The 22,636-nt window shown below is 73.9% G+C and carries 21 protein-coding genes; 8 read left to right on the top strand and 13 right to left on the bottom strand.

Going from position 1 to position 22,636, the window contains the following annotated elements; all coding sequences use genetic code 11:
* Positions 1 to 31: 31 nt before the first annotated feature.
* From B9O00_RS26145 to B9O00_RS26190, 10 genes are all read right to left on the bottom strand, one after another.
* Positions 32 to 532, bottom strand: a complete 501-nt coding sequence (locus B9O00_RS26145; RefSeq protein WP_085125671.1) for an RT0821/Lpp0805 family surface protein — start codon at positions 530 to 532, stop codon at positions 32 to 34.
* A gap of 121 nt (positions 533 to 653) precedes the next feature.
* Complete coding sequence (locus B9O00_RS26150; RefSeq protein WP_085125672.1) at positions 654 to 3,755, bottom strand: FAD-binding and (Fe-S)-binding domain-containing protein; 3,102 nt, start codon at positions 3,753 to 3,755, stop codon at positions 654 to 656.
* A gap of 14 nt (positions 3,756 to 3,769) precedes the next feature.
* Positions 3,770 to 4,867, bottom strand: coding sequence for an enolase C-terminal domain-like protein (locus B9O00_RS26155; protein ID WP_085125673.1), 1,098 nt, complete (start codon positions 4,865 to 4,867; stop codon positions 3,770 to 3,772).
* Between the two features lie 16 nt (positions 4,868 to 4,883).
* Positions 4,884 to 6,653: a thiamine pyrophosphate-requiring protein gene (locus tag B9O00_RS26160; protein ID WP_085125674.1), complete on the bottom strand. Its 1,770-nt coding sequence runs from the start codon at positions 6,651 to 6,653 to the stop codon at positions 4,884 to 4,886.
* 75 nt (positions 6,654 to 6,728) lie between these two features.
* Entirely contained in the window at positions 6,729 to 7,100 is a 372-nt protein-coding gene (locus tag B9O00_RS26165; protein WP_085125675.1) for a sensory rhodopsin transducer, read from the bottom strand.
* A 9-nt stretch (positions 7,101 to 7,109) separates the two neighbouring features.
* Positions 7,110 to 7,541, bottom strand: a complete 432-nt coding sequence (locus tag B9O00_RS26170) for a PPC domain-containing DNA-binding protein (RefSeq protein WP_085125676.1) — start codon at positions 7,539 to 7,541, stop codon at positions 7,110 to 7,112.
* 123 nt (positions 7,542 to 7,664) lie between these two features.
* Entirely contained in the window at positions 7,665 to 8,117 is a 453-nt protein-coding gene (locus tag B9O00_RS26175) for a cupin domain-containing protein (protein WP_159460336.1), read from the bottom strand.
* Positions 8,118 to 8,413: 296 nt separating this feature from the next.
* Positions 8,414 to 9,172: a pyrroline-5-carboxylate reductase dimerization domain-containing protein gene (locus tag B9O00_RS26180; RefSeq protein ID WP_085125677.1), complete on the bottom strand. Its 759-nt coding sequence runs from the start codon at positions 9,170 to 9,172 to the stop codon at positions 8,414 to 8,416.
* 11 nt (positions 9,173 to 9,183) lie between these two features.
* Positions 9,184 to 10,974 carry a cobalamin-dependent protein gene (locus B9O00_RS26185; RefSeq protein WP_085125678.1) on the bottom strand — a complete coding sequence of 597 codons (1,791 nt, stop codon included), beginning with the start codon at positions 10,972 to 10,974 and terminating at the stop codon, positions 9,184 to 9,186.
* A 74-nt stretch (positions 10,975 to 11,048) separates the two neighbouring features.
* Entirely contained in the window at positions 11,049 to 11,330 is a 282-nt protein-coding gene (locus tag B9O00_RS26190; RefSeq protein ID WP_085125679.1) for a hypothetical protein, read from the bottom strand.
* Positions 11,331 to 11,484: 154 nt separating this feature from the next.
* Here B9O00_RS26190 and B9O00_RS26195 point away from each other — a divergent pair, with 154 nt between their 5' ends.
* A complete protein-coding gene (locus B9O00_RS26195) occupies positions 11,485 to 12,084 on the top strand; it encodes a 2-hydroxychromene-2-carboxylate isomerase (RefSeq protein WP_085125680.1) in 600 nt (199 codons plus the stop codon).
* 50 nt (positions 12,085 to 12,134) lie between these two features.
* The gene (locus tag B9O00_RS26200) at positions 12,135 to 12,704 is read left to right on the top strand and encodes a methylated-DNA--[protein]-cysteine S-methyltransferase (protein ID WP_085125681.1); all 570 of its coding nucleotides are present in this window, start codon (positions 12,135 to 12,137) and stop codon (positions 12,702 to 12,704) included.
* A gap of 4 nt (positions 12,705 to 12,708) precedes the next feature.
* On the opposite strand, the gene B9O00_RS26205 is transcribed toward B9O00_RS26200, so the two are convergent.
* Positions 12,709 to 13,461 carry a class I SAM-dependent methyltransferase gene (locus B9O00_RS26205; protein WP_159460337.1) on the bottom strand — a complete coding sequence of 251 codons (753 nt, stop codon included), beginning with the start codon at positions 13,459 to 13,461 and terminating at the stop codon, positions 12,709 to 12,711.
* A 145-nt stretch (positions 13,462 to 13,606) separates the two neighbouring features.
* Here B9O00_RS26205 and B9O00_RS26210 point away from each other — a divergent pair, with 145 nt between their 5' ends.
* Complete coding sequence (locus B9O00_RS26210) at positions 13,607 to 15,070, top strand: pentapeptide repeat-containing protein (RefSeq protein WP_159460338.1); 1,464 nt, start codon at positions 13,607 to 13,609, stop codon at positions 15,068 to 15,070.
* 15 nt (positions 15,071 to 15,085) lie between these two features.
* Here B9O00_RS26210 and B9O00_RS26215 read toward each other — a convergent pair whose 3' ends face one another.
* Positions 15,086 to 16,075, bottom strand: coding sequence for an Ldh family oxidoreductase (locus B9O00_RS26215; protein ID WP_085125683.1), 990 nt, complete (start codon positions 16,073 to 16,075; stop codon positions 15,086 to 15,088).
* An 89-nt stretch (positions 16,076 to 16,164) separates the two neighbouring features.
* Between B9O00_RS26215 and B9O00_RS26220 the strand changes: the two genes are divergently transcribed.
* From B9O00_RS26220 to B9O00_RS26240, 5 genes are all read left to right on the top strand, one after another.
* Positions 16,165 to 17,265, top strand: coding sequence for a class I SAM-dependent methyltransferase (locus tag B9O00_RS26220; protein ID WP_085125684.1), 1,101 nt, complete (start codon positions 16,165 to 16,167; stop codon positions 17,263 to 17,265).
* 85 nt (positions 17,266 to 17,350) lie between these two features.
* Positions 17,351 to 18,199, top strand: coding sequence for an efflux RND transporter periplasmic adaptor subunit (locus B9O00_RS26225; protein WP_085125685.1), 849 nt, complete (start codon positions 17,351 to 17,353; stop codon positions 18,197 to 18,199).
* Positions 18,196 to 19,647: an efflux RND transporter periplasmic adaptor subunit gene (locus B9O00_RS26230; RefSeq protein ID WP_218822959.1), complete on the top strand. Its 1,452-nt coding sequence runs from the start codon at positions 18,196 to 18,198 to the stop codon at positions 19,645 to 19,647. Before B9O00_RS26225 ends, B9O00_RS26230 begins: the two co-directional genes overlap by 4 nt.
* Before the next feature lie 11 nt (positions 19,648 to 19,658).
* A complete protein-coding gene (locus B9O00_RS26235) occupies positions 19,659 to 21,791 on the top strand; it encodes a site-2 protease family protein (RefSeq protein WP_085125686.1) in 2,133 nt (710 codons plus the stop codon).
* Positions 21,775 to 22,302, top strand: coding sequence for a GNAT family N-acetyltransferase (locus tag B9O00_RS26240; protein WP_085125687.1), 528 nt, complete (start codon positions 21,775 to 21,777; stop codon positions 22,300 to 22,302). Before B9O00_RS26235 ends, B9O00_RS26240 begins: the two co-directional genes overlap by 17 nt.
* Here the strand turns inward: B9O00_RS26240 and B9O00_RS26245 are convergent.
* Entirely contained in the window at positions 22,292 to 22,609 is a 318-nt protein-coding gene (locus B9O00_RS26245; protein WP_085125688.1) for a DUF6916 family protein, read from the bottom strand. The genes B9O00_RS26240 and B9O00_RS26245 overlap by 11 nt on opposite strands.
* Positions 22,610 to 22,636 lie beyond the last annotated feature (27 nt).

Consider the following 22,636-nt stretch of genomic DNA (forward strand, 5'->3'; position numbering starts at 1 on the left):
GCGCCCCGACGGCCCGCCGCCGCCGCGCGGCTCAGACCCGCTGGACCTGCCAGGTGCCGTCGGACTGGCGGCAGGCGGTGGCGTCCTGGGAGACCGACTTCTGGGCGGTCCGGACCGTCTCGGTGTAGGTCTTGCAGGTCCGGCCGTTGGCCGTGAAGACGCGGTGCACCGTCGTGCTGCCGCCGTTGCCGGTGCTCGGGTCGCTCCAGCTCGAGCTCTGGCCGGCACCCAGGGTGTCGAGGGCGTTGAGGTTGGTCTGGGCGTGCTTCTCGGCGTCGCTCTTGCCGAGGTAGTCGCCGAGCAGGCCGCCGGACACGCCGCCGAGGATCGTGCTGGCGGCGATCCAGGCCGGGTTGGCGCCGGCGATCGCGGCGATGATGCCGCCGGCCGCGGCGCCGCCGAGGGCGCCGGTCTGCGAGTTCTTGCTCATGCCGGTCTCGCTCTCGACCGACTGGCAGCCGGCCAGCGGCAGGGCGCCGAGACTGGCGACGAGGGCGAGGGCGACGGCCGTCCGTGCGGGGCGTGTGGTCATCTCGGGGGGCTCCTCAGGCGTCGTTCGGGACGGTGGCCGCGGCAGGGCGGACGCACCGCCGGGCCGTCTGGGAAACGTCCCGGGACGGCCATCCGTTCCGGGCGGGCCCGGCGGACCCGGGTCACCTCTCCGCCTCGATCGCCTTCAGCAGCACCTCGGGCAGGCTGAGCGGGGTGCGGCCGCAGAGCTGGCGGGCCTGCTCGCGACAGGAGAAGCCGTTGGCGATCAGCAGGCTGTCGGCCGGGGTCTCGCGCACCGCCGGCAGGAAGCCGGTCTCGGCGACCTGGACCGAGACCGGATAGCTCTTCCGGCGGAAGCCGAAGTCGCCGGCCATGCCGCAGCAGCCGTCGTCGAGCACCGTCGCGTCGAGACCGAGGCGCTTCAGCACCGCGACCTCGGCGTCCATCTGCACGACGGCGCGGTGGTGGCAGTGGCCGTGCACGACGGCCCGGCCCTCCAGCCGCGGCGGCCGGTAGTCCTCGCGCTCCAGGAACTCGCTGAGCAGGTAGCTCTGCTTCGACAGGCGCCGGGCGTCCGGATCGTGCGGGAAGAGGTTCGGCAGCTCGTCGCGGAAGGCCGAGGCGCAGCTCGGCTCGACCAGCACGACCGGCACGTCGTCGCGGATCTCCGGCTCCAGCGTCTCCAGGGTGCGCCGCCACAGGCGGCGCGCCAGCCCCAGCATGCCGACGGCATAGAGCGGCCGGCCGCAGCACAGCGGCCGCTCGGGAATCGAGACCTGGAAGCCGGCATCGGAGAGCACCTGGGCCGCGGCCTTCAGCGGCCCGCTGGTGAAGTAGCCGTTGAAGGTGTCGGGCCAGAGCAGGACGCGGGGCGGGTGCTGGGCGCGGGCGCGGCCCATGGGATTGAGGCTGGCGGCCTCGGCGGCGTGGCCGCCGCCCGGCGCCCGGTTGGCGAAGCTGCTGGCGCTGTGGCGCGGCGAGTCGGCGTGGCCCATGACCCGCTCGCGCGTCGGCCCGCCGCAGCGGCCGGGCGTCGGCCGGCGCAGGCGCGCGCCCCGGAACCAGTCGCGGAACGAGGGGCTGGCGAAGCGCGGCAGTTCCCGCTCGGGGGCGATGCCGCCGATCCGCTTGGCGAGGCCGCCGAGCGCCGGCGACTGCATCACCGCGTTGGCCAGGCCCGGCGCCGCCGAGGCGGCGCGCGCCCACCACCAGATCAGGCCCATGGCATAGGCGTCGCGCGGCCTGAGCCGGCCGCGGTAGTGGTGGTGCATGAACTCGGCCTTGTAGGTCGCCATGTCGACGTTGACCGGGCACTCGTTCTTGCAGGCCTTGCAGGCGAGGCAGAAGTCGAGCGCCTCGCGCGTCGCCTCGGACTGCCAGCGGTCCGGCTCGTGGTCGCCGCGCATCATCTCGAACAGCAGGCGGGCGCGGCCGCGCGTCGACCAGGCCTCCTCGCGGGTCGCGCGGTAGCTCGGGCACATCGTGCCGGAGTCGTGGCGCCGGCACTCGCCGACCCCGACGCAGCGCCCGGCGGCCCGCGCGAAGTCGCCCTGGTCCTCGGGGTAGGCGAAGGCCGTCTCGGCGATCCAGGGCCGGTAGTCGGGGCCCTGGCGCAGGTTCTCGTCGGGCCGGTAGGCGTCGACCACCTTGCCCGGGTTCATCCGGCCGTCCGGGTCCCAGATCGACTTGAAGGTCCGGAAGGCCTCGATCAGCGCCGGGCCGTACATCGTCTCGAGCAGGGCGGCGCGGGCCTGGCCGTCGCCGTGCTCGCCGGAGATCGAGCCGCCGTAGCCCACGACCAGCTCCGCCGCCCTGTCGATGAAGGCGAGATAGTCCTGGACGCCGCCGAGCGAGCCGAAGTCGAAGTCGATGCGGCAGTGGATGCAGCCGTCGCCGAAATGGCCGTAGAGCGAGCAGTCGTAGCCGAAGGCGTCGAGCAGCCGGCGGAAGTCGCGCAGGTAGGCACCGACCTTGTCGGGCGGCACGGCCGCGTCCTCCCAGCCCGGGTGGGTCTCGCCCATCATCGGCACGTGGGCCGTGGCGGCGAGGCCGGCCTTGCGGACCTCCCAGATCTTCGCGGCCTGCCAATCCTCCTCGATCAGCTTGCCCCAGGGCGGGCCGTCGCCCTTTGCGGCCTCGCCGGCGCCCAGCGCCTCGATCAGCTTCTTCGCCTTGGCCTGGGCCTCGTCCTTGTCGTCGCCGCCGAACTCGACGAGCAGCCAGCCGCCGCCCTCCGGCAGCAGCTCGGCGTCGGAGGGATGCAGGCCCTTGGCCTTCATGTAGAGCACCAGCTTGTCGTCGAGGCCCTCGAGCCCGGTCGGGCCGTGCTCGAGGATCCGGGGCACCGAGTCGGCCGCCTGATAGACGTCGTGGAAGCCGAGGATCACCAGGCTGTGGACCTTGGGCAGCGGCACCAGCCTGAGGCGCGCACGCAGCACGACGACGCAGGTGCCCTCGGAGCCGACCAGGGCGCGGGCGACCTGGAAGCCCTTCTCGGGCAGCAGCTCGTCGAGATTGTAGCCGGAGACCCGGCGCGGGATGTCGGGGTAGCGGGCGCGGACCTGCTCGGCGTGGCGGTCGCGCAGCGCGGCGAGGCTCCGGTAGATGACGCCGGTCCGGTCGTCCTGGCGGCTCAGCCGGCGCAGCGTCACCTCGTCGGTCGCGCCGACCGTCAGGATCGTGCCGTCGTAGGTCAGCACCTCCAGCTCGAGGACGTTGTCGGCGGTCCGCCCGGCCATCACGGAGTGCACGCCGCAGGAGTTGTTGCCGATCATTCCGCCCAGGGTGTTGTGATTGTGGGTCGAGGGATCGGGGCCGAAGGTCAGGCCCTGCTCGGCGGCGGCGTCGCGCAGGTCGTCGAGCACGACGCCGGGCTCGACCCAGGCCTCCCGCCTCTCCCCGTCGAGCGCGAGAATCCGGTTCAGGTACTTCGAGAAGTCGATGATCACGGCGGCGTTGCAGCTCTGGCCGGCCAGGCTGGTGCCGCCGCCGCGGCTGGTGATCGCCGCGCCGAACCGGCGGCAGGCCTCGACGGTCCTGATCACGTCCTTGCGGCTCTTCGGCAGCACGACGCCGACCGGGATCTGGCGGTAGTTCGAGGCGTCGGTCGAATAGAGGCTGCGCGCCTGCTGGTCGAAGCGAACCTCGCCTTCGATCGCCTCGGCGAGCGCCGCCGCCAGGGCGTCGGCGTCGACCGGGCGGTCGCGGCTGTCGGGGCGGCTGTCGGGACGGGGCTGCGTTCGGCCGCTGTCGTCGAGGGGCATGGTGTCGGCTTTCGTCAGAGGGCGTAGCGCTCGGCGTCGCGCCGCTTCAGCTCCAGGCCGCAGCCGGGCCGCCCGGCGTCGAAGGCGACCCGGCCGCCGTCGGGGCGGGGCGCGCCGTCTAACAGCAAGGCCTCGATGCGCACGTGGTCGTGGAACCACTCGATGTGTCGCGCCTTCAGGGCGGCGCAGCAGAGGTGGCAGTGCAGGGCCGGGGCGCAGTGCGCCGAGAGCGGCGTCTCGAAGGCCCGGCAGAGCGCGTCGGCGGCGAGGAAGCCGGTGACGCCGGCGCAGCGCGTCGCGTCGGCCTGCAGCACGTCGACGGCGCCCGCCTCGATCATTCGGCGGAAGTAGCGGCTGTCGTAGCCGTACTCGCCGGCCGTCACCTCGATCGGCGCGGGCAGGCGGTCGCGCAGCAGCCTGAGGCCTTCCAGGTCTTCCGAGGACACCGGCTCCTCGAACCAGTCGACGCCCAGCGCGGCGAAGCGCTCGGCAAAGGCGAGCGCCTGCTTGCGGTCGTAGCCGCCGTTGGCGTCGACCATCAGGCGGACCTCGGCCGGCACCGCCCTGCGTGCCGTCTCGACGCGCGCGAGATCGCGCTCCGGCGTACGGCCGACCTTCATCTTGACCCGGGTCATGCCCTGCTCGGCCCAGCCGGCGAGCTGCGCGCTCAGCTGCGTGTCCGTGTAGGAGGTGAAGCCGCCGCTGCCGTAGATCTCCACCGACTCGCTAACGGTGCCGAGCAGGCGCGCGAGCGGCAGCCCGAGCAGCCGCGCCTTCAGGTCCCAGAGCGCGTTGTCGAGCGCCGAGATCGCCATCGAGGCGATGCCCGGCCGGCCGTCGTTGCGGATCGCCCGGACCAGGGCGCGCCAGCAGCCGCCTGTCGCCAGGGCGTCGCGGCCTTCCAGGACCGCGGCCAGCGTGCCCCGGATCAGGGTCGCGGCCGCCGGATCGCCGTAGCTGTAGCCGAGGCCCGTCCGGCCGCCGGCCGCGATCTCGGCGACGATCAGGCTGGTCGAATCCCAGGCCAGGGTGCCGTCGGATTCCGGCGCGTCGGTCGGGATCCGGTAGGCCGAGACGGCGACCGTCTCGATCGGGGCGGAGGAGAAGGTCAAGACCCTGCCTCGCGACTCAGGTCAGGGCCTTCTCGAAGGAATGCCAGACGATGGCCCGCGCCTCGGGATCGCCCTTCCAGAGCGCCTTGGCGTAGCTCTTGACCTGGCTCGAGGTGATGTGCGGCGGCAGGGTCGGCACCGTCGGGTCGACGACGGCGTCGATCACCGTCGGCCGGTCGGCCGAAAGCGCCGCGTCCCAGGCCGGGCCGATCTGCTCGGGCCTGGTCACCCGGATGCCCTCGAGGCCGAGCATCTCGGCGTAGTCCGAGAAGGCGAAGTGCGGCACGTCCTGGGTCTCCTCGACCTTCGGCGTGCCGGCCATGGCGCGCAGCTCCCAGGTCACCTGGTTGAGGTCGCCGTTGTTGAGCACGGCGATGACGCAGCGCGGGTCCTGCCAGGTGCGCCAGTACTTGGCGATCGTGATCAGGCCGTTGATGCCGAGCATCTGCATGGCGCCGTCGCCGACGAAGCCGATGGCGACCCGCTCGGGGTAGCAGAACTTCGCGGCCGTCGCGTAGGGCACGCCCGGGCACATGGTCGCCAGGGTGCCGGACAGCGAGGCCTTCATGCCGCGGCGGATCTTGAGGGCGCGGGCGAACCAGTTCGCCGAGGTGCCGGAATCGGCGGCGACGATGACGTCGTCGGGCAGCCGCGAGGAGAGCTCCCAGAACAGCAGCTCCGGATTGATCGGGTCGGCCTTCTGGTGGGCGTGGCGGTCGACCTGCCGCCACCACTTCGCAACCGACTTCTCCAGGCCCTCGCGCCAGGAGCGGTCGGTCTTGCGCTGCAGCAGCGGCTCGAGCGCGCGCAGCGTCGCGGCCGAGTCCCCGACCAGGCCGACCTCCATGGGATAGCGGATCGAGATCATCTTCGGGTCGAGGTCGATCTGCACGCCGCGCGCCTGGCCCTCCTTCGGCAGGAACTCCGAGTAGGGGAAGGACGAGCCGATCATCAGCAGGGTGTCGCAGTCGCGCATCAGCTCCCAGGAGGGCTCGGTGCCGAGCAGGCCGATCTGGCCGGTGACGAAGGGCAGGTCGTCGGGCAGGGCGGCCTTGCCGAGCAGCGCCTTGGCGACGCCGGCGCCGAGCAGCTCGGCGATCTCGATGACCTCGTCGGTCGCCTCCAGGGCGCCGGCGCCGGCCAGGATCGCGACCTTCCTGCCGGCGTTCAGCACGGCCGCGGCACGCTGCAGGTCGTCCTGGTGCGGCACCACCTTGGGCGCGGCGTAGCCGATGCCGGAATGCACCGTGCCGTGCTTGCGTGGCGGCTCCTCGACGGCGTCCAGCGACTGCACGTCGTCGGGCACGATCAGGGCCGTCACGGCGCGGTAGGACTCGGCGACGCGGACCGCGCGGTCGATCAGGTGGCGGGCCTGCGCCGGGGTCGAGCAGAAATGCACGTACTCGTGGGCCACGTCCTTGAACAGCGAGCCGAGGTCGACCTCCTGCTGGTAGGAGCCGCCGAGCGCCGAGCGCGGCTGCTGGCCGACGATGGCGAGCACCGGCTGGTGGTCCAGCTTGGCGTCGTAGAGGCCGTTCAGCAGGTGGATCGCACCCGGTCCGCTGGTCGCCATGCAGACCCCGATCTCGCCGGTGAACTTGGCGTGGGCGCAGGCCATGAAGGCGGCCTCCTCCTCATGGCGCGCCTGGACGAAGTCGATGCCGTCGCTGGCCCGGTCGAGCGCGGAGATCAGCCCGCTGATGCCGTCGCCGGGGAAGCCGTAGATCCGCCGGACGCCCCAGGCCTGCAGGCGTTCCAGGATGAAGTCGGCGACGGTCTTGGACATGATCGGTTCCTCTTGTCGGTCACGGTGTGGTCGGCGGCGCGCGGCGCGGCGCTCACTCGCCGTAGGCGCCGGCGCTCACTCGCCGTACGCGATCGTGGTCATCAGCGCGTTCTCGGCCTGGCGCGAGTCGAGCCGCGTGTGCTGGGCGACCAGCGGCCGGTCCGAGACGATGACGCTGGCGTAGTCGGTGCCGCGCGGGACCCGCTCCGGATCGTCGAGCTCGTTGAAGCGGACGTGGCGGGTGCGCTCCGCCGGCACCGTCAGCCGGTAGGGCCCGGCCGGCGCGCGGTCGGCGAAATAGAGGGTGATCTCGACCGCCGCGTCCTCTGGCGAGGCGTTGAGCAGGCAGACCGTCTCGTGGCTGGTCATCTGCGGCTCGGGGCCGGTGCCCGTCTCGGGGATGTAGCCCTCGGCGATGACCCAGCGGCGGCGTCCGATCGCTTCCATGGCGGCGCCTCAGACCGACAGCAGCGCGAGGCCGGTCTGCCGGTCCGGCTCGCGGCGCAGGTGGTCGGGGCTGTCGACGACCATGACCTCCAGGGTCGGGCGGACCGCGGCCTCCAGCAGGTGGCCGCCGTGGGCCGTGCCGTCGGACTTGCCGACGACGACGTGGCCGTGGAAGCGGATCTCCCCCTCGGCGGTCGCGAAGTCGCCGACCATCGACAGCAGCTCGACCTGCTCGTCGATGCGGATCCGGCGATAGTCCTTGCGGGCGAGGTCGAACCAGCCGAGCGTGACCTGCCGGAAGGCGCCCAGGGCGGTCAGGCGGCCGGCTTCGACCTGATGGTCGCGGGCGAAGGACAGCAGGCTGGAAACCGCCTCCTCGCCGCTGTCGAGCACCACCGCAAAGCTGCGCTCCGGGCCGCCGTTCAGCTGCCTGATCTTCATCTCGCTCTCCGTTCGGGGTCCTGACCCGTCAACGGAGGCGGCGAAGGCTGGTTCCGGACCGGCGGCCGCGGCGGCGGCGTCATTGCGCCGCAGGGCGCGGCCGTCCGGAGGGCGCGGGAGGGGCTAGGCGATCCGCTCCGGCTCGGCGACCGGCTCGATCGGCCGGGCGACGGCGATGCGCTCCCTGTCGCTGCGCGCGACGACGAACTCGACGGTCTCGTCGGCGCTCGGGTTGCGCTCCTGGTGCGGCACGCCCGGTGCGAAGTAGGCCCAGTCGCCGGGGGCGAGGTCCGCGGCGAACTGCAGCCGGCTGCCCCAGCGGATCTCCGTGCGGCCGCGCACGACGTAGAGCGCGACCTCGTGGCGGCCGTGGTCGTGGAGGCCGGTGTCGACGGCGGGCGGCAGCACCACCGAGCCGATCCAGGTCTCGCGCCCGCCGCTGCCCGTGAAGTCGAAGACCGTCGCGCGCCCGGTGCCGCCGGGGCCGGTCCGTGCGGCTGCGAGATCGCCGGCGCGCACGACGCGGACGCCGGCGCGCCAGTCGGTCGCCGCTGCCTTGTTCATCGTGTCGGCCATGGCCCTATCCTCCCCTGTTTCCCGGAAGGATAGGGCAGGGGCGTCAGAGGACAATTGCGAGATTGCGCGCCGATGGCCCGGCTCTCGATGGTCGTCCGCCGTCTCGCCTGCGTCCCTCTCCGCCATCCCCGCCCCTCTCTCGTCATCCCCGTGAAAACGGGGATCCAGAGGAAGAGGTCGCCTGCACGAACTGCGCGGGTCCGCGTGAGCGGCGACGTTCTCCGGATCCCCGTTTTCACGGGGATGACGAGGGAGGGGGGGAGACGGAGAGGAACGCGGTGCCGGGCCCCGCGCCGTCAGCCCCCGCCCTCGAGCCGCGCCAGCACGGCGTCGCAGGCCTCGCGCCAGGGACCGAAGGCCTCGGCCCGCTCCAGGTGGTCGAGGCCGAGCTCGGTGATGCCGCCGGGGGTGCAGACGTCGCGGGTCAGGGCCTCGACGGAAGCCTCGGGGCGGGCCTGGACGATGGCGGCGGCGGCCCGGGTGGTCTGGGCGATCAGGGCGCGGGCGGTCTCCGGCGGCAGGCCGGCCTGCGTCTCCCACTCGGCGAGCGCGCCGATCAGGCCCTGCAGCCAGCCGTAGGCGGCCGCGGCGACGGTCGCCGTCTCGAAGGCCGCCTCGCCGGGCAGCGCGATCACCGGGCCGAGCGGCGCCAGCACCTGTCGCGCCGCCGGCAGGTCGGGCCAGAGGCTGGTCGGGCTCTCGCCGATCGAGGCGGCGGTGATCGGCATGGCGCGGGCCAGTGCGGCGGGCTGCGCCGCCGCCAGGCTGTCGAGCGGCACGCCGGCGCAGAGCGAGACCAGGGTCTGGCCCGCGCGCCAGGGCAGCCCCTCGACCGCGTCGGCGGCCTTGGCGGGATGCACCGCCAGCAGCACGACCTCCGACCGCCGCACCAGGGTCTCGGCGTCGGGGGCGACCGGCAGGTCGTGGCGTTCGCTCAGGGCCCTGGCCTTCTCGGCGTTGCGCGGCGAGAGCAGCAGCTCGAAGGCCGGCTCGCGCAGCAGGCCGGGAACGAGGTAGCCGGCCAGGTGGCCGACGCCGAGGATGCCGATCTTCATGGCAGAGAGCCCTATTCCGCGGCCTTGGGGCCGCGTGCCCAGCAGAGGGACAGGAGGGCCGGCACGGCGGCCTCGACGGTCGTGCAGACCGTGGCGCCGGCCTCGGCCAACTCGGCCGTCACCTCGACCGGCAGCGAGGAGTTCGAGCCCTCGGGGATCTGGTTGAGCCGGCCGCCGACCAGCACCGGGATCGCGAGGCCGCGCGCCGCCAGCTCCTGCCGCAGCGCCTCGACGTAGGCGAGGGCGATGCCGTTGTAGGTCGAGAGCGCGATCAGGTCGACGCCCTGGGTCAGCGCCGCCTCGGCCAGGTCGTCGGGGTCGGTCGCGACGCCGCCGTCGAGCGCGGCGACGCCGAGGCCGGCGAAGACCTGCTCGACCAGCAGCTTGCCGTGCTCGTGGACGTCGGTCGTCGCGACCAGGGCGGTCAGGCCGCCGGCGGCGATCGCGGTCCGGGCGTCGGGGCCGATGCCGGCGAGCACGCCCTCGGCGGCGCGTGCCAGCTCGACGAAGGTCGTGGCGCGCACCCGCGGCTTGCGGCCGCGCGGCTCCTCGGGCGCCTCGCTGCCGGGGCCGAACAGCGCTTCCAGCCGCTTGCCGCCCAGCCGCTTCAGGGCCAGCAGCAGCTCAAGGGCGTCGCCGGTGTCGATGCCGATCTCCGCGAGGCCGGCAAGGACGCGCTCCTGGAAGGCCCGGCCGCCGGCCAGCAGCTCGGCGGCGACGCCGTCGGCCTCGGCCGGATCGAGCAGTGGCCGGAAGCCCTCGGTGGCCTCGACCAGGCGGTCGGCGAAGAGCTGCGCCGCGACGACCTCGTCGATGTCGGGGATGCGCCGGTTCTCGCTGATCGGCACCGGGTTGATCGCATGGCCGCTCGGCTTCAGGCGCTGGGCCAGGATGTCGACCGCGAGATAGCCGGCCAGGCTCGCCCAGTTCTGCGGCTCGGTCCCGCGGTAGGCCAGGGTGTTGCCGTAGACCATGGTGCCCGGCGTCGGGTTGGCCTCGGCGAGCGCGCGCTGGAAGGCCAGGCGGGTCAGGGGATCGGAGAAGTGGTGGCCGTAGCAGTGGCCGACCTTCGCGCCGATCAGCGTCTCGACCAGGTGCCGCTCGATCAGCACGGCGCCGAGCCCGCAGGCGAGGTCGGAGAAGTGGGCCGCGAAGCCGTCGTCGAGGTTGGAATGCACCAGCATCTCGACCGGCTGGGCCGCGATCAGGCCGAGCGCGACGACGGTGGCGCGCGTCGTCTCGACCTCGTCGTCCCAGTGCGGCAGGCGGAAGGCGAAGTACTGGCCGAGGTTGCCGATCGAGGTGGCGCCCGCGGCCAGCGCCGCCTGGGTGTTCTCGACCGCCGAGGGGAAGCCCAGCACGAAATCGCCGAAGTGCGGGGCGACCGGCGCCATGGCGGTGAGCGCGGCGAAGTCCTCGGGGCCCTCCAGCAGCATGCCGGTGCCGTGCGGATAGGCGTCGCGCAGGGCCCGCGGATAGCCCATCGCCCAGTCCAGGCAGAGGCCGTAGCGGTCGACCCGCGCGCCGGCGGCCCGGCAGCCCTCGTGGATCTCGGCATAGGCGCGGCGGCTCTTCGCCGGATCGCGGAAGCCGACCTGCGCGTGGCGCATGACCCGGCCGGCCGCGGCCTCGCGACGCTTGAAGTCGGCCTCGCAGGCGACGGCGGCTTCGGCCAGGAAGGGGCAGGGGCCGACCGTCCAGTCGCGGGCCAGCCGCCGGCCCTCGGCGAGCAGCTCGGTGGCGCGCGGCAGCTCGGGCTCCGGCAGGATCTCGGCGCGGGTCGGCAGGCGCAGGCTGGTCATGACGGCATCCTGCCGCGCCGCAGCGAAACGCGCCAGCCGGGTTTCGGCCGGACCCGCACGATGTCGGGATGCCGCTAGCGGGCGATCACCGCCGGCTCGCCCTCCTCGCTGGCCGCGACGCCGGCGTCGTTGGCCGAGCTGCGCGTCACCCGGTAGAGCGCCGCATCCTCGAAGGGGCCCGGCTGCTCGGCGTTCTCGTTGCCGACCACCGCCGGGTTCGGCGCCAGCGCCTTGCCGGCGCAGATCCGCGCCTCGGCCGGCGTGCCGGCACGGACGTACAGCCGCTCGTAGCGCGGGCCGGCCTGCCAGCGCGGGTCGTCCGGCCGCGCCACGGCCTCGAGCTTCCAGATCGTCATCGTCTTCGCCTCCCGGCAGGGTCGCGGGTTCCTTCCGGAAACGCCGCCGCGCAGCGACGGTTCAAGGACTTGTGACGTCGCGGCCGTTGCCGCACGGTCGAGCGGGTGGTTCGATCCCCGCCAAGCAAGAAAACCGGGACCGAAGGGGAAAGCCGTGGCCCACATCGACTACTACCTGTCGCTCAACTCGCCCTGGGCCTATCTGGGGGCGGCCCGCCTGCGCGAGCTCGCGGCGCGCGCCGGTGCGTCGGTCAAGGTCAAGCCGGCCGACTATCGGGGCACCGTCTTCCCGGCGACCGGCGGCCTGTCGCTGCCCCAGCGCCCGCCGGCACGCCAGGCCTACCGGATGATGGAGCTGAAGCGCTGGCCGGCCGTGCTCGGCATCCCGCTCACGCTCTCGCCGAAGCATTTCCCCTTCGACGAGACGGCCGCCGCGGGCCTGGTCGTGGCCGCCGACCTGTCCGGCGGCGATCCGCTGCTGCTCTCCGAGGCGATCCTGCGCGCGCTCTGGGCCGAGGAGCGCGATCCCGGCGACCCGGCGACGCTGAAGGCCCTGGCCGAGGAGATCGGGCACGACGGCGACGCGCTGACCGCGCGCGCCGCCGAGTCGGACGTGGCCGAGACGCTGTCGCGCTACAACGAGGAGGCACTGGCGGCCGGCGTGTTCGGCGCGCCCTCCTACGTCGTCGAGGGCGAGATCTTCTGGGGCCAGGACCGGCTGGGCCTGCTGGAGCGCAAGCTGGGCGTGGCCTAGAGCGCAAGATCCGGCGCGCCGGAGGCGCCGTCCGCTGCTATGATCGGACCATGACCGGCGAGCTCTTCTTCACCCTCTTCGAGACCGCCGTCGGCTGCTGCGGCCTGGCCTGGGGCGAGCGCGGGCTGGTCGCCGTGCAGCTGCCCGAGGGCAGCGAGGAGGCGACGCGGGGGCGGCTGGAACGGCGCTTCCCGAGGGCGCGCGAGCTGGCGCCGCAGGAAGCGCCCTCCGGGATCGCGTCGGCGCGGCGCCGCATCGTGGCGCTGCTCGACGGCGGCAGCGACGACCTGGCCGACCTCCGGCTCGACCTCGGCCGGGTCGAGGCCTTCAACCGCGAGGTCTATGCCGTGGCCCGCACGATCCGTCCGGGCGAGACCCTGACCTACGGCGAGGTCGCGGCACGCATCGGCCAGCCCGAGGCGGCCCAGGCGGTCGGCCGGGCGCTCGGCCGCAATCTCTGGCCGATCGTCGTGCCCTGCCACCGGGTGCTCGCCGCCGGCGGGCGCATCGGCGGCTTCTCGGCGACCAGCGGCATTGCCCTCAAGCGCCGCCTGCTGGCCATCGAGAGCGTCCACGCCGGCGGGCCGCCGACGCTGTTCGACTGGCAGCGGGCCGGCTGACGGGCTAGCGGCAGACCGCGTAGATCGCCGTCGCCAGGTCCGGATACTCGGCCGCCAGGGCGTCGAGACCATCCATCTGGGCCTCGCCGAGGATGCCGGCGGCGATCATCTGGTCCATCTGGAAGTTGGCGAAGGGCTTGAGCAGCAGGCCGCCGCGCAGCAGCACCTCGCCGCCGGCCTCGGCGATCTCGCGGTCCAGGCGGAAGCGGTCGTAGCAGCGCCGGTGGCCGTGGGCCCTGTCGTTCTCGGTCAGCACGTCGAGCTCGGCGATCAGGCCCATGGCGCGGGCTAGCTGGCGCGACAGGGCGCGCATGTTCGGCACGATCGCCAGGATCTTGCCCGTCTCGGGCTTCAGCCAGCCGCGGGCGCGGGCCAGCAGGGCGACGGGGTCGAGCACGTGCTCCAGAACCAGGCTCATGATCACCAGGTCGGCCGGGCGCTCCGGCTCGAACTCCTCGAAGAGGCAGAGGTGGAAGCGCGCGCTCGCCGGCAGGCGGGCGACCGGGAAGGCGACGGCGTCGACGATCTCGTGGCGCGCGACGTGGGGCGCCAGCAGGCGGGCCATGTAGCCGTCGGCGGTGCCGAGCTCGACGACCTCGGCGGCCGGCGGCAGCAGCGTGCGGGTCAGGCGCACGGCGGCCCGGCGCAGGGCGTGCTCGGTCTCCGACTCGATCTCGGGATAGTCCTCGGAGACGCGGGCCAGGAAGGCGCGTTCCTCGGAAAGCGGGTCGCGCTGCGCGGCGGCGGGCTGGGGCATGGCTCGGGTCCCGGGAGGAAAGGATCGCCTTCGAGATAAAGGCCGACGGGTTAACGTCGCTTTAAGCGCCCGCTCGCTAGCCTCCAGGCACCGGAATCCGAGGGGGCAGGGCATGCGCCTGGTATCGAGCACAGACGGGCCAGCGGTGGCGGGCGCGCGGAAGGGCGGAGAGCCCCCGGTCGCGGCGCTTCCCGACGACCACGCCGCCTTCCTGCGCACGCAGGCCGGCGCGCCCGATCGCGCCGCGGCGGCCGAGCGGGTCTCCGCCGTCACCTCGGCGCTGATCGCGAGCCGCGGCCAGGGCCTGCAGCTCGGCGAGGCCGAGCTGTCGGGCCTCGACCTCTCCGGCTTCGACCTGCGGCGCGCCACGCTCAACCGCGCCAACCTGCACTCGAGCGACCTCTCGGACTGCGACCTGTCGGGCGCCGCGCTGATCTGCCCGGGCCTGGAGCGCACGCGCTTCCGCGGCGCCAACCTGTCCGGCGCCTACGTCCACGCCCTGGCCGCCCAGGTCTGCGACTTCACCGGGGCCGACCTTTCGAAGCTGGTCGACGCCACCGGCTCGCTGTTCCACGGCTGCTACATGAACGGCGCGCGCCTGTCCGGCGGGCAGCTCGCCGGCAGCGCCTTCTACCAGTGCTACCTGGAGGGCGCGTCGCTGGCCGGCGCCGACCTGCAGGGCGCCACGATCAACGAGTGCTACGCCGACAAGGCCGACTTCTCCGGTGCCAAGGTCGGCCAGCTGACCCTGACCAAGGTCCGGCTGCGCGGCGCCAGCTTCGCCGGCGCCAGCGGCGAGGGGCTGGTCATCCAGCGTCCGACCGATGCCGACGGCCTGGTGCTCGCGGGCGCCCACCTGCCGGCGCTGCGCCTGGCTTCCGTCAAGGCGGCCGGCGTCAAGGCGCGCCGCCTCGCCGCGCCCGACGCCGACATCCGCGGCGGCGACCTGGCCAACGGCGACTTCCGCCAGGCCGACCTCAGCCGGGCGCGCCTGGTCGGCGTCGGCCTCGGCGGCCTCGACCTGACCGAGGCGCAGCTGCAGGGCAGCAGCTGGCACGACTGCCTGGGCGAGAGCCTGGTGCTGGCCGGCGCCAGCGCCGAGAACATGAGCGCGGTCGAGTGCCGCTTCCCGGCGGCCCGCATGGCCGGCTTCGCCGGGCGCTGCGCCAGCTTCCGCGACTGCGACCTCTCGAGCGCCGACCTGGAGGGCGCCTACCTCTACCGGGCGACGATCACCGGCGACCCGCCGCGGGCCATGGACCTGACCGGGGCCAACCTGGCCGGGGCGGTGCTGGTCCAGGCCTACCTGGCCGCCGATCTCGCCGGGGCCGACCTCTCCGGCGCGCGGCTCGCCTACGCCCGGCTCAACCAGTGCAGCCTGCGCCAGGCCGACCTGTCGGGCGCCGGGCTCTACGAGGCCTCGATGGTCAAGACCGACTGTACCGACGCCCGGCTCGCCGGCATCTCGGCGCCGGTCTTCGCCGACCGCGCGCCCGGCCTCGTCGCCGCCCTGGAGGCGGCCGGCCTGGGCGACGACGCCCAGGAGATGATCGGCTTCCTGAAGAACCTCGACGGCCTGCTGCGCGGCCGCGGCCGCGGCTCGACCTGAGGCGCGGCGGGGGCGCTACCCCGCCATCTCCGACAGCTCCCGCCACAGCTTCCCGGGCAGCCGCATGCGGCCGCTCTCGAGCACGCGGCGCCGGCGCTCGGCGCCGTGGCGGCCGGGCAGCCGGCCCGGCGCCAGCCGCGCGGTCAGCTCGTCGGCGCGCGCCTGCACGGCGGCGGCGTCGAGGCCGAGCCGCTCCGGCGCCAGGGCCAGGATCGCGAAGTGGCCGGCGCCGCCCGGCGGGCCGGCGAGCAGCGACATGGCCAGCTCCAGGGCGGTCAGCAGGGCGAAGCCGCGGCGGCCGGCCGGGCTGCCCATGTCCTGCAGGATCGTGCCGGTGAAGCGCGGGCCGCCCGGATCCCGGGCGAACATCTCCTCCGGTCCCGTCGGCACCTTGCCCTCGGCGGTCAGCAGGCCCTCGGCGGGCAGGGGCGCGTCGTAGCAGGCGGCGAGCACCTGGCCGAAGGAGGTCGGCGCGCCGGTCAGGTCGGCGATCACCGGCCCCTCCGGGCCGCCGGGCACCGCGAAGGCGACCGGATCGGTGCCGAACAGCCGCTCGCCCTCGGGCGCGGCCTTGACCAGGGCCGGCGTGGTGCAGAAGGCGAGGCCGCAGAGCCCGCGCCCGGTCAGGCGCTCCAGGTAGTAGCCGAGCACCCCGGTCGGGAAGGCGTCGCGGCAGACCGCGAGGTGCAGGCCCTCGGCCAGCGCCCGGTCGCGGGCCCGGTCGGCGGCGACCTCGGCGAGGAAGTAGCCGACCGCGCCCTTGGCATCGTATCGGCTGATCCAGCCTGTCTCTTCCGCAGGTTGCGGAACTTCCTTGTGGCATTGCCTGAGCTTGCCGAGCAGCCAGGGCACGCGCACCAGGCCGTGGGTCGTCTTGCCGCGCAGCTCGGCGTCCCAGAGCTGCTCCCAGACCGTCGCCTCCTCGATCGCGCTCAGGCCGAAGCGGCCGACCGCCGCCCTGCCGACCCGCTCGACCTCGCCGACCGCCAGTTCGATCTCCGCCATGCGCCTTCCCGTTGCTCGTCGTTAACCAAGCCGTCACCGCTCGCGGTGCAGGCTGCCGTCAGTCATAGCGAAAGGGTCACGGCGGAACCATGGCGGAAGGCGGCACCGGTCGGATTGCGGGCGCGGGCGGCGTGCTGGTCTTCCCGGCCGGCATGGAGGCGGCGCGGCGCTACGCCCGGGCCAGCCGGCTCGGCGGCCGGCGCGTGGTCGGCGCCTCCTCGCTGTCCTACGATCCGGCCCGCGCCGAGTACGACGGCTGGCTCAGCCTGCCCTACGTCACCGAGCCCGGATTCGATTCGGCGCTCGCCGCGGCGCTGCGCGACGGCGGCTTCGACGAGCTCTTCACGCCCCATCCGGTGATCGCCGAGCACCTGGAGCGGCGGCTCGCGGCGATCGCGCCGGGCACCCGCCTGACCGCCGCGCTGCCCGACGATGCCCTGGCCCGCCAGCGGATCCTCGCCGAGGACCTCGCGGTGCTGCGCGCCGCCGCCTGGCAGCTCGATCCGCCGGCCCTGCAGCCGGCGCTCGGCGAGGCGGAGACGCTCGGCCTGTTCTCGGCGCTGGAGCAGATCCCCGGCCACTGCTCGGACGAGAAGCTCTGGGCGCTGCTCGAGGTCCTGCGCCGCTGCCCGGCCGGGGACCTGGTCGAGATCGGCTCGGCCTGGGGCCGCTCGGCCTTCGCGATCGGCTGGCTGGCCGAGCGCTTCGGGCTGGGCCGGCTGCTCTGCGTCGATCCCTGGTCGGCCGAGCAGCGCCTGCAGCACGACAAGGGCGGGGCGGTCAACGCCTGGGCCGACCGCATGGACTTCGACGCGACGCGGGCCTTCTTCGAGGCGCGGCTGTCGCTGCTGCCGCGCGGCCGGGTCAACGCCCTGGCCGCGACCTCGCTGGAGGGCGCCGCGCGCTACCGCGCCGGGCGGCGCATCGAGAGCCCGGCCTTCGGTGCCACCGACTACGCCGGGCGCATCGCGCTGCTGCACATCGACGGCAACCACGACGAGGCCTTCGTGACCGCCGACCTGGCGGCCTGGGGCGACCTGGTCGTGCCGGGCGGCTGGATCGTCTTCGACGACTACCGCTGGGCCTTCGGCGACGGCCCGCGGCTGGTCGGCGACCGCTTCCTGGACGAGCGGCCGGTCGCCACCGCCTTCGTCGCCGGCACGGCGCTCTTTGCCCGACTGCCCGGCTGACCTGGACGCTTAAGGCGAATTGGACGCAAGGGTTGGACAACCGATTGCGTTTCCGCGCGTGGCGTTCTGCACTAGACTGCCGGCCATGGTCCGACACCTCCGTCTCCCCGTCCTGCTGCTGGCCTGCGGCGCGGCCTGCCTCGTTCCGGCCGTCGTGCGGGGAGCCCATGCCGAGGAGGCCCTGCCGGCGCTCCAGCAGAGCCAGCCGGACATGCAGGCCACGGCGGAGGGCTACCGCGCGCGGGGAGTCCTGGAGCCGGAGCAGGAGGCGACGCTGTCGAGCGAGCTGGACGGCCGGGTCACCGCCCTGCCGTTCGACGAGGGCCAGCGCTTCAAGAAGGGCGCGGCGCTGGTCGAGCTCGATTGCGGGCTCTACCGGGCGCGGCTGGCGGCGACCCAGGCCGACCGCGAGGTCGCCCGCCTGCAGTACGAGAGCGACAAGCAGCTCGCCAAGCTGAACTCGATCGGCGACCTCGAGCTGCGCCAGTCGGCGGCGCGGCTGCGCAAGGCCGATGCCGACGTGAAGATGGCCGACTTCATGGCCCAGCGCTGCACCGTCTCGGCGCCCTACGATGGCCGCGTCGTCAAGCGCCTGGTCCACGAGCAGGAGAGCGTGCCGGCCGGCCGCGAGCTGATCGCGATCGTCGGCATCGGCACGCCGGACATCCGGCTGATCGTGCCGTCGCACTGGCTGGCCTGGCTGAAGGCCGGCGACCGCTTCGTCTTCACCGTCGACGAGACCGCTGCCCGCTATCCGGCGCACGTCAAGATGATCGGGGCGCGCATCGACGCGGTCAGCCAGACCCTGCCGGTGATCGCCGCCTTCGACGGCGCCGCCGGCAAGGGGGACGCGGCGGCCCTGGTGCCCGGCATGAGCGGGACCGGCGACTTCGGCGAGACCGCACCGCGCACGGAATCGGGACTCTCGCAGTGAGCAGCCTGCCCGAGGACGCCGCGCCGGCCGCCGCTCCGGGCGCGGGGAACGACGGCGGCCCGGGCGGGGGGCCGGGCGGGCCGACCAACGTCGGCCGGCTGCCGCGGCCGGATGCGCAGTCGGTCGTCTTCTCGGTCTTCCTGCAGCTCGAGCGCCAGGCGCGACATGCCCAGAGCGCCGATTCCCTGCGCTTCGTGCTGGTCAACGAGACGCGGCGCCTGCTGCCCTATCGCCAGGCGATCTTCGCGACCGGCAGCGAAGGCGGCGGCTTTCGCGTCGAATCGGTGTCGGGTGTCGCCGTGCCGGATCGCTCGGCGCCCTACCTGCGCTGGCTGGAGCGGGTCTTCGCCTGGTGCGGCCGCAACGGCCGGCTGGCCGAGGCCGGCCGGCTGGCTCCGGAGGACCTGCCTGCCGCGGAGCGCGACGAATGGCAGGAGTGGAGCGCGCCGGAGGCGCTGCTCTGCCCCTTCAAGGCGCCCGACGGCGCGGTCGTCGGCCTGCTCTGGCTGGTCCGCGACCAGCCCTGGGCCGACGGCGAGCGGGTCCTCGCCGAGCAGCTCGCCGACGCCTACGCTCATGCCTGGCTGGCGAAGGCGGGCCGCGGCCGGCTGCGCCGGAGCAGCCATCGGCTGCGCTGGCTGGCGCTGGTCGTGCCGCTGCTGCTGCTCGGCGCCCTGGCGATCCCGGTGCCGCAGTCGGTGCTGGCGCCAGCCGAGGTCGTGCCGCACGAGCCGACGGTGGTCGCAGCACCCCTCGACGGCGTGGTCGAGAGCTTCTCGGTGCAGCCGAACGAGGCGGTCGCGGCCGGCGCGCCGCTGTTCCGCCTCGACGACACCAAGCTGCGCAGCGAGCGCGACGTCGCGGCGCGCAGCCTGGAGGTCGCCGAGGCCGAGCTGCGCCGGGCCCGCCAGGGCGCCTTCACCGACCGCGAGAGCAGTGCGCAGGTCGCCCTGATGGAGGCGCGGGTGCGGCTGCGCCAGGCCGAGCTGGCCAACGCGGAGGCACGGCTGGCGCGCGTCGCGGTGACCGCGCCGAGCGCCGGGGTCGCGGTGTTCGGCGATCCCAACGACTGGATCGGCCGGCCGGTGCAGACCGGCGAGCGGATCCTGCAGATCGCCGACCCGGACAGCGTCGAGCTGCGCATCGACCTGCCGGTCGATTCGGCGATCGCGCTGCCCGACGGCGCCGAGGTCGAGCTGTTCCTCGACGCCGATCCGCTGCGGCCGCTCGCCGCGACCCTGGTGCGCGCCAGCTACGAGGCCGAGCCGAGCAGCCGCAACAGCCTGGCCTATCGCCTGATCGCGCGCTTCGACCCGGAGGCGGCGGGGTGGGCCGCGCCGCGGATCGGCCTGCACGGCACGGCGAAGGTCTTCGGCAGGACCGTGCCGCTGGCGCTCTATCTGTTCCGGCGGCCGATCTCGTCGCTGCGCCAGACCCTGGGGTTCTAGGAGCGGCGTCGATGAGCGACTTGCTCGCGATCCTGCCGCCGCTGCGCGACGACCTGCGGCTCTACGAGGCGCCGCCGGACGTCAACGGCTGGCCGACCTGGACGCTCTACGACCCGGTCCGCGGGCGCTATTTCCGCCTGGGCCAGGCGGCCTTCCGGCTGCTCGCGCAGTGGCGGCTCGGCGAGGCCGCGCGCGTGCTCGAGCGGGCCAATGCCGACTGCACCATCGCGACCTCGGCGCGCGACCTGGTGCAGCTGCTGCGCTTCCTGCGCGCCAACAGCCTGCTGGCCGAGGAAGGCGAGGACGCGCGGGCCTCGCTGGAGAGCCAGAAGGCGGCGATGCGCGAGGGGCCGGTCACCTGGCTGCTGCACAACTACCTGTTCCTGCGCATCCCGCTGATCCGGCCGGACCGCCTCCTGGCCCTGACCTTGCCGCTGATCCGGCCGCTGATGACCGCCTGGTTCATCCGCCTGACCCTGGTCGTCGGCGCGCTCGGGCTGCTGCTGGTGCTGCGCCAGTGGGACGCGTTCCGGGCGACGGCGATCGACCACTTCACCTGGGACGGCATCACCGGCTTCGCCGCCACCCTGGTCGCGGTCAAGGTCCTGCACGAGTTCGGCCACGGCTGGCAGGCGCGGCGCTTCGGCGTGCCGGTGCGCTCCCAGGGCGTCGCCTTCATCGTGCTCTGGCCGGTGCTCTACAGCGACACGACCGACGCCTGGCGCCTGGTCTCGCGGCGCCAGCGCCTGCTGATCGGCGCCGGCGGCATGCTGGTCGAGCTGACCCTGGCCTGCTGGGCGACCCTGGCCTGGAGCTTCCTGCCCGAGGGCTACCTGCGCTCGGCCGCCTTCATGGTCGCGACCGTGACCTGGATCTCCTCGCTGGCGATCAATCTCAACCCGCTGATGCGCTTCGACGGCTACTACCTGACGAGCGACCTGCTGGGCATCGAGAACCTGCAGGCGCGCAGCTTCGCGCTGGCGCGCTGGCGCCTGCGCGAGCTGCTGTTCGGACACGGCGCGCCGCCGCCCGAGCACTTCCGCCCGCTGGTCCGCGAGCGCGTGCTGCTGTTCGGCTACGCGACCTGGGTCTACCGCTTCTTCCTGTTCACCGGCATCGCTGCCGTCGTCTTCCACCTGTTCTTCAAGCCGCTCGGACCGATGCTGGCCTTCGTCGAGATCTGGTGGTTCGTCTGGCGCCCGGTGCAGCGCGAGCTGGCCGCCTGGTGGCAGCTGCGCGAGCGCATCCGGCTGCGGCCGGGCCTGGCCCTGGGCCTGCTCGCCCTGGGCGGCGGGCTCTGGCTGCTGGCCACGCCCTGGCAGAGCTACCTGCACCTGCCGGCGGTCCTGCAGGCCGAGCGCTACACGGCGCTCTATCCCCCGCACCCGGCCCGCATCGCCCGGATCCTCCACCGCGACGGCGACCGGGTCGAGGCCGGGGCTCTGCTGTTCCAGCTCGAATCGCCCGATCTCGACTTCCAGCTCGAGCAGACGCGCCAGGAGCTGAGCCTGACCCAGGCGCTGCTGCAGCGCACCGCCGCCGACCCGGAGACCCTGGCCCGCGCCGGCGTGCTGGAGAGCCAGCTCGCCAGCCAGCTGACCGAGGCGCGCGGCCTGTCGGAGACGCGCGAGCGCCTCGCGATCCGGGCACCCTTCGCCGGGCGCCTCGTCGACCTGCCGCCGGGCCTGCGCGAGGGCCTCTGGGTTGCGCCGAACCAGCCGATCGGGCGGCTCGTCGATCCCTCGATCGGCCGGGTGCGGGCCTATGCGACCGGCCCGGACCTGCCGCGCCTGCAGGTCGGTGCGACCGGCCGCTTCCTGCCCGAGGATCCGGGCGAGGCCGCGATCCCCGTCGTCGTCGAATCCGTCGAGACGGTCGGCGTGCGCAGCCTGGAGGGCGGCTATCTGAGCCAGCAGCAGGGCGGGCCGATCGAGACCGAGACCGACGCCCGTGGGCGCGTCGTGCCGAGCCATACCCTCTACCGCGTGCTGCTGCGACCGCTCGCCGACGGGCAGGGTAGGGGCGCCGGGGCACCGGACCGGGTGCTGCGCGGCAGCGTCTCGCTGCAGGCCGAGGCGACCTCGCCGCTGGCCCGGCTGTGGCGCAACGCCGTCGCCGTGGTGATCCGTGAATCCGGCTTCTGAGGCCGGGATCCCGCTCGGCGGCGGCATCCGGCTGCGGCCTCAGCGCCCGGAGGATGCCGCCTTCCTGTGCCGGCTGTTCGCCGAGAGCCACGGCGCCGCGCTGCTGCTGGTGCCGCTCGGAGAGGCGGAAATGCGCGCCCTGGTGGAGCACCAGGCGGAGCTGCACGAGATGGCCCTCGATTCGGGCGTACCCGGCGCACGGCGCTGGATCGTCGAGCGGGAGGGCCGGCCGGTCGGCCGGCTGGTCGAGGGGCCGCGCGACGGCGGCCGCTATCTGGCCGACGTCGCGCTGCTCGCCGAGGCGCGCGGGCTGGGGATCGGCACGCGTCTCGTCCGATGGCTGCAGGCGGGCACCGCCGGGCGGGCGCTGACCCTCAAGGCACGGCGCAACGGCCGCGCGCTCGCGCTCTACCGGCGATTGGGCTTCGAGATCGTCGGCGACGAGGGCGGGCTGCTGGTCGAGCTGCGCTGGCGGCCTGCCGGGGCGGCGGCGAAGGGGCCTACTGCATGATCGCTTCGTAGAACATGCCGGTGCCGAGCGCACCGCCCTGTTCCATGGTCACCGGCACCATGAAGATGCCCTCGATCAGGCCGAGGCGCGGGTCGCGCAGGTTGTAGAGGTTCTGCGGTACCGGCCGTTCCGGGGGGCCGCGGAACAGCAGGATGAAGGGCTCGCGGGTCGCGCCGGCGTGGATCGGTCGCCTGGTGTGCTTGACCTCGACCAGCAGCAGCTCGAGCTTGCCGCCGGCCCCCTCCAGGGCGAAGCGCTCGCCCTCGCGCCCCTTGAACTGCTCGACCTTCAGGTTTCCGAGCATCATGCGCTCTTCCGTCCCGCCTCTGTTTGT

This window comes from Tistlia consotensis USBA 355 (genome assembly GCF_900177295.1).
GTDB lineage: Bacteria > Pseudomonadota > Alphaproteobacteria > Kiloniellales > DSM-21159 > Tistlia > Tistlia consotensis.